The organism is Rhodopila sp., assembly GCF_035548235.1.
Lineage (GTDB): Bacteria > Pseudomonadota > Alphaproteobacteria > Acetobacterales > Acetobacteraceae > Rhodopila.
The window spans coordinates 1-8,355 of sequence record NZ_DASZTJ010000007.1 but is presented as its reverse complement, the minus strand read 5'-3'; the positions used below and the strand labels follow the sequence as shown (position 1 = coordinate 8,355).

The following is an 8,355-nucleotide window of genomic DNA, read 5'->3' as shown; positions in this document are numbered from 1 at the left end:
GCGGCGGGGTGCAGGCAGGCCTTCACATGCGGCAGGAAGTGCTCGACCGACGGCACGTCCAAGCCTTTGACCTTGGCGCCTTCATCGAAGCGGCGCAGCTTCACCGCGGCTTCGTGTTCCGGGATCATCCGGAATTCGGCGACCTCCTGCTCCGACATCGGGCCGCCCTGCAATTCCAGGCTGCGCACGCTGTCGGGGCTGAGTCGGCCGAAATAGTCGGGTTCCGTCGCGCATAGATAGCGCTTGGCGGCGACGTGCAGGCGGACCGGTTCGGTGACCGCCGGCCCGAACCAGCGCGCCAGGAACTCTCCGCCCAGCGCTTCATGCCGGTCATCGACCCCCTCGGCCGCCGGGTCCTCGCCCAGGTCGTGCACCATGTGGCCGATATCATGCAAAAGGGACGCTGCGATCAGGGCCGAATCGCAGCCGGACCGTTCCGCCAGCAGGGCCGCCTGCAGCGCATGCGCCCGCTGGTTGACGCTGCTGAGTCCGTAGCGCTTCTCGCCCTTGCCGTCGATCAGGTCGGCGATCATCGCGAGGGGATCTTCCGTCATGACAGGGGTCCTTCGTGCCGTGGCGGCCCTGGACATAGACCAATCCATCCCGGGACGCATCCTTCCGCTCGGAACGACGTATTGCAATCGTGTGACATTCGGTCCCGCGACCGAACCCGGTTGGACGACGGGATCGAGAGGGCCATTATCCGCCGGGAACGACGGAACCAGGACAGGATCGCCCCATGTTGGACCAGACATTGGACCAGACAATCGACTGCATCACCGAGGCCGAGGACGGCGCCCGCCCGGTCCACGCCGTGCGGCCCGACGGGCTGGACGCGCTGCTGGACCGCCTGCCGGCCATGCAGGGCGCCTATCTGCGCGACAGCCGCTTCGCTGCGAAGTCCGGAGAGTTCGTCCTGCTGCCGGGCGCCGAGGGGGTGGCGGCGGCGGTGCTGGGCCTTGGCGCCGACTCCTCGCCGTTCGCCTTCGGCCGCCTGCACGCACAACTGCCCGCCACCGGCCCGTGGCGGCTGGAGCCGGGCGACTACGACCCCGCGATGGCGTATCTGGGGTTTTGCCTCGGCGCCTATCATTTCGGCCGCTTCCGCGCGAGGGAGCGGCACGGCGCGACGCTGGTGGTGCCGCAGGCGCATGCGGCCAGCGTACGGCAGGCCCAGGCCGTATGGATGGTGCGCGACCTGGTCAATACGCCACCGAATCTTCTCGGTCCGGTCGAGCTCGCCGATTTCGCCGTATCGCTTGCGCAACGCTTTGGCGCAGGCTGCACGCTGGCCGCGGGTGCGGAATTGGAACGGCAATACCCCACCGTGGCCGCCGTTGGCGCCGGTTCCGCCCGGCCGCCACGGGTCGTGACCTTCCATTGGCGCGGCAGCCGGGCGGGCGAGTCCGCGCCGTTCGTTTCGTTATGCGGTAAAGGTGTCTGTTTTGATACCGGCGGATACGATCTGAAACCGTCCGCCGGCATGTTGCGCATGAAAAAAGACATGGGCGGAGCGGCGACGGTACTGGGCGTTGCGCGCGCGGTGATGGAAGCGGACCTGCCGATACGGCTCGCGGTTCGTGTCGGCTGCGTCGAGAACTCCGTTTCGGGGTCGGCGATGCGGCCATCGGACGTGCTGCGCACGCGCTCCGGCCTGACGGTTGAAGTCGGCAATACCGATGCGGAAGGCCGGCTCGTGCTGTGCGACCTGCTGCACGAAGCCTGCGAGGAAGCGCCGAACCTGGTGATCGACTGCGCGACTCTGACAGGCGCGGCCCGGGTCGCGCTGGGTCCTGATCTTCCCGCGCTGTTCAGCAACGACGATGTCATGGCCGATTCATTACAGCGGCTTGGTCTGGTCGTTCATGATCCGGTGTGGCGGCTGCCGCTATGGTCGGGCTACGACGACTGGCTCAAGAGCTCGGTCGCCGATTTGAACAACGTCTCCTCGAAGCCGATGGCCGGTGCGGTGACGGCGGCGCTGTATCTGCAACGTTTCATCAAGCCTGGCATCCCTTGGATGCACCTTGATCTTTACGCATGGAATGACACATCACGTTCGGGACGGCCGGAAGGTGGCGAAGCGATGGCGATGCGCGCGATCCTTGCATTGCTGAAAGAAATATCCACCAGCGCTTGATGGTGGCTACCTTACGGTCACGATCCCGTGACGTTGCTTACAAATCGTTAACCGTAATAAGGTTGACGGGTTTTCGCGTTTTGACTACATAACGAATTCGTGGTGTCCATCCATTCCGGTGGGCATCCTCATGAAAAGGACAAAGACGTGGCATCTCCCCCAAACCCGGTTTCTGATGCCCAGGTCGGCCTCCTCCGCGATACGATCGTCGCGCTGGTGCGCCGGGATGGCGCTGATCTTTCCGCTCGCCAGCTAGGTGTCTTTTTGACCTGCTACCTGCATGAAGGTGGCCACACGGTGCGTGGTCTCGCCGCCGAACTGAACGTATCGAAGCCCGCGATCACGCGCGCGCTCGATCGTCTGACCGAGCTCGATCTCGCGCGCCGCAAGGTCGATCCGATGGATCGCCGCAGCGTGCTGGTGCAGCGCACGACCAAGGGTTCCGCTTTCCTGCGCGATCTGCGCGGCATCATGTTGGATGCCTCGGGCATGGGCAAGAAGTCGTCCAAGAGGGCGGCGGCCTGAACCGCAATCGCCGTTCATGAAGGCTTTGTAAGAAAGCGCGGCACGCCGCGCTTTCTTTTTGCCCGGAACATTACCCACCTTTAACACCGCCCGCCGTCAGCCCGGCCACGATCTCCTTCTGCATCAGCAGCGTCAGCAGAAGCACCGGCGCCGTCACCACAAGCGCCGCGGCCGCCAGCGGTCCCCAACTGATCTGTTCGAACGTCAGCACGTTATAGACCGCGACAGGCAGCGTCCGTGTCGTGCGCCCGGCCAGCACGACGCCAAAGATGAAATTGTTCCAACTGAAAATAAATGCCAGGATCATCGCAACGGTGATGCCGGGGCGCGCAAGCGGCATCGCGACATGGCGGAACGCCTGCCAGATATTCGCGCCATCGACCAACGCAGCCTCTTCCAGCTCCGCCGGAAGGCCTTCGAAAAAGCCGATCATGATCCATACCACGATCGGCACGGTGATCACGAGATGCGTGATTACAAGCGGCGTCAAGGTACCGATCAACCCCAGCCACTGAAATAGCAGGAATAACGGGATCAAATACGACAGCCCCGGCGTGACCCGGGCGATCAGGATCAGGACCGCCGCCTTGCTGGCCTTCGCCTTGGCGATGCCGTACCCGGCAGGAACGCCGAGCAGAAGCGCGAGGCCAGTCGCACCGAATGAAACGATGACCGAATTTATCGTATAAGTAAGGAAATCGTTCTTTTGGAAGACGTCGACAAAATTAGCGAGCGTCGGCGGATTCGGGATGAACACCGGCGGATAGGCCGTGTTGTCCGCCTCGTTCTTGAACGCCAGCGACAGCATCCACAGGAAGAACGTCACCGCCGGCATGATCAGTACCAGGACCGAGGCATACAGCCCAACTCGGCCCATGGTGCGGCCGAAGCGACCGCGCCTCATTGCAGCACCTGCTTCTGGCGGACATGCAGCAGCACCATGCTGATCAGCAGGATCAGCACGAAGAACACGACAACCATGGCGGACCCGTATCCCAGATCGTAATACGCGAAAGCGGTCTGATAGAGCAGGATGTTCAACGTTTCGCTGGAGGTGCCGGGACCGCCCAGCGTGATCACGTAGATCGTATCGAATGCCTTCAGCGCGTCGATCACCCGGATCACCGCGGCGACGACGATGAACGGCCAGGCCAGCGGCAAGGTGATGTGGCGGAACATCTGCCAGGCGGTCGCGCCGTCCAGGATCGCCGCCTCGTACGGGTCCTGCGGCAGGCTGGCGATGCCGCCCAGGACGATCAGCATCACCAACGGTGTCCATTGCCACGTCTCTACCATCACCAGCGTCGGGATGACGGTGTTGCTGTCATAGACCCAGGATGACGGCGGCAGGCCGACCAGTCCCAGCAGGTAGTTCAACACGCCCAGTTGCGGGTGGAACATCATGGTCCAGACCAAAGAGATGGCGACCGGCGTCGCCATCATCGGCAGCACGAAGATCGTGCGGGCGATGCCGCGGCCGCGGAACTCCGCGGCGAAACAGACCGCGGCCCAGACGCCCAGGATGACCGGTGCGACGACCGAGGCGGCGGTGAACACCAGCGTGCGGACGATCGCCCACAGGAACCGGTCGTCGGTCAGCATCTTCGTGTAGTTGGCCAGCCCCACGAACGGCGTGGCGCCCGACACCTTCCAGTCGTGCACCGACATGAACAAGGTGAACAGCCAGGGAAAGACGATGACGGCCGCCACGACGATCGCGGCCGGAACCGCGAACATCCAGTAATGGCGGGCGTATGATTTCTGCCCGGCCGCGATGGGCATCGCGGGCGGACGGGAGGCGATGGACGTGCTCATGACACCATTTCGTTGGACGTTCCCGATTTGTCACGGCCTCGTTACGGACCGATGCGTGGTTCTCGTGGCAACACGGGTCCGTGTCCAGCCCCTATGCACCGGCCAGCCTTTTTCGCGATTCTCGGAGCCGCGGCGTTCCTGCTAGAACGACGCCTGTCGGGCACGCCTGCCCAGGATGGAGTTCTTCGCATGACCACCGAGGCCGATATCACCGCATGGCTCGCCACCCAGCAGGAAGCGATGACCGCCCTGCTTCGCGAAATGGTGGATATCGACAGCGGCAGCTACAACAAGCCCGGCATCGATGCGGTCGGTGCGGTCATCCGGCGCTTCCTGGAAAGCCACGGCCTGACCGTCGAGACCATTGCGCAGCAGCGTCATGGCGACTGTCTGCGCGCCTCGATTCCCGGCCAGCAGGCAGGCAATGCCGGCGGCGCCATCATGCTGATGGGTCACCGCGACACCGTCTTCCCGGACGGCGAGGCCGAACGCCGGCCGTTCGCGATCCGCGACGGCATCGCCTACGGCCCCGGAGTCGCCGATATGAAGGCGGGGCTGACGATGAACTGCTTCATCCTCGCCGCCTTCGCGAAGTTCGGCGGTGCACCGGCCCCGCTGGTCGGCCTCTTCACCGGCGATGAGGAAATCGGCTCCCCCGAGGGCCGCGCCGTCATCGAAGCCGAGGCCCGCCGTGCTCGGGTCGTCTTCAACAGCGAACCGGGGCGTGTGTCCGGCAACGTCGTCACCGGCCGCAAGGGCGGCGTGTTCATGCAGTTCCGGATCACCGGCAAGGCCGCTCACTCGGGCGGCAATTTCGCCGAGGGCATCAGCGCGATCGAGGAGTTGGCACGCAAGGTCCAGGCGATCCACGCGCTGACCGACCTCGACCGCGGCATCACGCTGAATGTCGGCCTGGTCAGCGGCGGGCAAAGCGTCAACACCGTTGCGCCCTGGGCCGAGGGGCAGATCGACCTGCGCTATGTCGAGCCGGCCGACAAGGACGACATCATGGCGCGCATCAACGCGATCATCGAGCGCAGCTACGTCCCCGGCACCCAGGCGCAACTGACGGTGCGCGGCGAGTTCCTGCCGCTGACCCAGACGCCGGCGGCGCGGAAACTGTTCGAACTCTATGTCTCCGCCGCCGCCGCGTCCGGGTTCCGCACGGACGGGGAGTTCACCGGCGGCTGCGCGGATTCGGGTTTCACCGCCGGCGTCGGCACGCCGACGATCTGCGCCGTGGGGCCTGTCGGCGGCAAGGCGCACACCCCTGAGGAATTCCTGCGCATCGACACCCTGGTGCCGCGCGCCCAGGCCTGCGCGCGGGCGATCCTGCGGCTGGACGGGACCAGCCTCTGATCACCAGTGGTGCCAGCCTCCACGCCAGCCGCCGCCATGCCAGCCGCCCTCGTGCCAGCCACCGCCATGCCACCACCCGCCGCCGCCGGCGACGACAACGCCACTGCCGTAATAGGGGCCGGGGTAGCCGTAGCCATAACCGTATTCCGGATAGGCCGGATACGCCACGCATCCGCCTAGCAGGCCGGTCAACAACAGGGCCGTCAGGGCCAATCCTGTCCGAGCGCGCTTGGTCTTGGTCATCGTGGGACCTCCTTGGTCCATGAGATGGGCAGGGCGCGTGGCGGTTTAGCGTTCGGATCGCGGCGGCGGCGTGGCAGCACCGGCCATCGCGCGGTTGTGACGTTTCGGGATGCGACGAACGCCGCCTAACCCCACGGTATCCCGCCGATCTGGCCCGCCCTTGCAGCGCGCGCCATCGCCGGACGGCCATCTGGTTGACTTGGTTTTGCCACCGTCCTCCCGTTCACTCTGAACAAAGATCAATCGCGGATTCGAACAATGCGTTGGAACCCAAGCCTTTTCCGGTTGTGCACCAGTGTCGCGATCGGCGCTCTGTTGGCCGAGGCGTGCCTGCCAGTGGCATCGCGTGCTCAACCGGCGCCCCCGCCCCTGCCCTCGGCGCAGTTCGACGCGACCCCGCCGGCCGACCAGAACCAGCCGGATCCGCCCGCGCGCGTCGGCCGCATCGCCCAGATCGCCGGCACCGCCTCGTTCCATGACCAGGGCGATACGCAATGGAGTCCGCTCAGCGTCAACTTCCCGGTCAGCTCCGGCAACACGTTCTGGACCGAGCCGAACGGGCGCATGCGGATGGAGATCAGCGACAGCGTGGTCGCGATGTCCGGCGCCACCGAATTCAACGTCTATAGCCTGGACCAGACTGGCCTGCAGGGCGTCGCGGCGCGCGGCGAGATCTTCCTGGACATGCGCAACGTCGGGCCGAACGAGAGCTGGACCATCCAGACGCCGCGCGGCCTCGTGCACCTGAACGGCAACGGCCAGTACGGCATCGTCGTGGGCACGACCGACGACCCGACGCTGGTCACCGTCTTCGCCGGGTCGGCGAGTGTGGAAAGCACCGACCTGACGCTGACCGTCGGGCCGAACCAGGCGGCCAGCCTGACGGGCACCGACACGTTCCAAGGCGTCATCGTGCCCGCTCAGCGCGACCCGTTCGTGACGGAGATGCTGGGTGCCGTCCGGCCGCCGCCGTCCCGCCTGCCGCCGCAGGTCGCCGAGACGATCACCGCCATGCCCGGCGGTCAGGACCTGTCGTCGGTCGGGTCATGGTCCGATGTGCCGGAATACGGCCAGGTCTGGTATCCGCCGGTCGATCCGGGTTGGGTGCCTTACCGGAACGGGCATTGGGCCTATGTCGAGCCGTGGGGCTGGACCTGGGTCGATGATGCGCCGTGGGGCTTCGCGCCCTTCCATTACGGACGCTGGGTGGAGATCGACGACCGCTGGGCCTGGACGCCCGGCCCGGTCGTGGTGCAGCAGCCGCCGGTCTACGCACCGGCGCTGGTGGCGTTCATCGGCCTGGGCGCGGGCGTGGCCATCGGCGCGGCGCTGGCCAGCGGCTCGGTCGGGTGGGTCCCGCTGGGGCCGCATGAGCCGTACCGTCCGTGGTACCATGCGTCGAACCGCTATTTCCGCGAAGTCAACGTGCGGAACGTTACCAACATCAACAACATCACGAACATCCGCAACGTGACGGTCAACAACTTCGTCAACCGCCGCGCCATGACGGCGATCCCGGCATCGGCGATGGCCGCGTCGCGTCCCGTCGCCCCGATCGCGCGGCCGTTCACGCCCCAACAGATCGCCCAGGCGAGGCCGGTGTTCGGGCGCCAGCCGATCCGGCCGACCGCCGGCACGCTTGGCGTGACCCCAACGGTCGCGCGACGGCTGAACATCGCCGCGCCGGGCGGCGTCAGGCCCGCCGCGCCCGGCCCGGCGATCCGGCCCGTGGCCGGGGGCCCCGCCCCCAATCTGCGCGGCGCCTTCGCGCCACGGACACCGCTGCCGGGGCAGCATGAGCCAGCGCCTAACATCCGTCCGGGAGCACCGGTCAACGCCGCCGGCCCTCATCCGGGGGCGCCGGCCATGCATCCGAACGCAGTCATCCCCAACCGTCCGGGCGAGGCGCGTCCGAACGTTCCGGAAACCCGTCCAGCCGAACCGCACGCGATGCCCCCGGCGGTCCAGCCACATGTCGCCGCGCCGCCGCATGAGATGGTGCAGCCGCATGTCCAGGCCCCCGTGCAGCATGAGGCTCCGCGCGTCCAGGCGCCGGTGCAACACGCCCCGCCGCCGCAGCAGCATTTCAACCCACCGCCGCAGCAACACTTCAACCCGCCGCCGCAGCAACACTTCAACCCGCCGCCGCAGCAGCACTTCACCCCGCCGCCGCAGCAGCATTTCAGCCCACCGCCGCAGCAGCACGCCGCGCCTCCGCCCGGCGGAGGTCCCGAAACACGACCAGGGGAGAAGTAGCCACACGGCCCTGCCAT

General features: G+C 66.4%; 8 protein-coding genes. 4 read left to right on the top strand and 4 right to left on the bottom strand.

What is annotated here, in order from left to right; all coding sequences use genetic code 11:
* Positions 1 to 554: phosphonate degradation HD-domain oxygenase (locus tag VHB27_RS00315; protein ID WP_325596494.1), on the bottom strand; the 554-nt coding region annotated here is incomplete at its 3' end.
* A gap of 185 nt (positions 555 to 739) precedes the next feature.
* Between VHB27_RS00315 and VHB27_RS00310 the strand changes: the two genes are divergently transcribed.
* A complete protein-coding gene (locus VHB27_RS00310; protein ID WP_325596492.1) occupies positions 740 to 2,140 on the top strand; it encodes a leucyl aminopeptidase family protein in 1,401 nt (466 codons plus the stop codon).
* Between the two features lie 147 nt (positions 2,141 to 2,287).
* Positions 2,288 to 2,665, top strand: coding sequence for a MarR family transcriptional regulator (locus tag VHB27_RS00305; protein ID WP_325596496.1), 378 nt, complete (start codon positions 2,288 to 2,290; stop codon positions 2,663 to 2,665).
* Between the two features lie 70 nt (positions 2,666 to 2,735).
* On the opposite strand, the gene VHB27_RS00300 is transcribed toward VHB27_RS00305, so the two are convergent.
* Positions 2,736 to 3,569 carry a carbohydrate ABC transporter permease gene (locus VHB27_RS00300; RefSeq protein WP_325596489.1) on the bottom strand — a complete coding sequence of 278 codons (834 nt, stop codon included), beginning with the start codon at positions 3,567 to 3,569 and terminating at the stop codon, positions 2,736 to 2,738.
* The gene (locus tag VHB27_RS00295) at positions 3,566 to 4,480 is read right to left on the bottom strand and encodes a carbohydrate ABC transporter permease (protein WP_325596487.1); all 915 of its coding nucleotides are present in this window, start codon (positions 4,478 to 4,480) and stop codon (positions 3,566 to 3,568) included. The genes VHB27_RS00300 and VHB27_RS00295 overlap by 4 nt, the downstream gene beginning before the upstream one ends.
* 189 nt (positions 4,481 to 4,669) lie before the next feature.
* On the opposite strand from VHB27_RS00295, the gene VHB27_RS00290 reads away from it, so the two are divergent.
* Positions 4,670 to 5,839, top strand: a complete 1,170-nt coding sequence (locus VHB27_RS00290) for a M20 family metallopeptidase (RefSeq protein WP_325596485.1) — start codon at positions 4,670 to 4,672, stop codon at positions 5,837 to 5,839.
* Here the strand turns inward: VHB27_RS00290 and VHB27_RS00285 are convergent, their stop codons facing one another.
* A complete protein-coding gene (locus tag VHB27_RS00285; protein ID WP_325596483.1) occupies positions 5,840 to 6,082 on the bottom strand; it encodes a hypothetical protein in 243 nt (80 codons plus the stop codon).
* 258 nt (positions 6,083 to 6,340) lie between these two features.
* On the opposite strand from VHB27_RS00285, the gene VHB27_RS00280 reads away from it, so the two are divergent.
* On the top strand, positions 6,341 to 8,338 hold the full coding sequence (locus VHB27_RS00280) for a DUF6600 domain-containing protein (RefSeq protein WP_325596481.1): 1,998 nt from the start codon (positions 6,341 to 6,343) through the stop codon (positions 8,336 to 8,338).
* Positions 8,339 to 8,355 lie beyond the last annotated feature (17 nt).

What these genes read in the sequence shown, in the direction of transcription:
- VHB27_RS00285 (WP_325596483.1), bottom strand. Translation starts at nt 6,082, where the DNA reads ATGACCAAGACCAAGCGCGCTCGGACAGGATTGGCCCTGACGGCCCTG.
- VHB27_RS00295 (WP_325596487.1), bottom strand. Translation starts at nt 4,480, where the DNA reads ATGAGCACGTCCATCGCCTCCCGTCCGCCCGCGATGCCCATCGCGGCC.
- VHB27_RS00290 (WP_325596485.1), top strand. Translation starts at nt 4,670, where the DNA reads ATGACCACCGAGGCCGATATCACCGCATGGCTCGCCACCCAGCAGGAA.
- VHB27_RS00280 (WP_325596481.1), top strand. Translation starts at nt 6,341, where the DNA reads ATGCGTTGGAACCCAAGCCTTTTCCGGTTGTGCACCAGTGTCGCGATC.
- VHB27_RS00310 (WP_325596492.1), top strand. Translation starts at nt 740, where the DNA reads ATGTTGGACCAGACATTGGACCAGACAATCGACTGCATCACCGAGGCC.
- VHB27_RS00300 (WP_325596489.1), bottom strand. Translation starts at nt 3,569, where the DNA reads ATGAGGCGCGGTCGCTTCGGCCGCACCATGGGCCGAGTTGGGCTGTAT.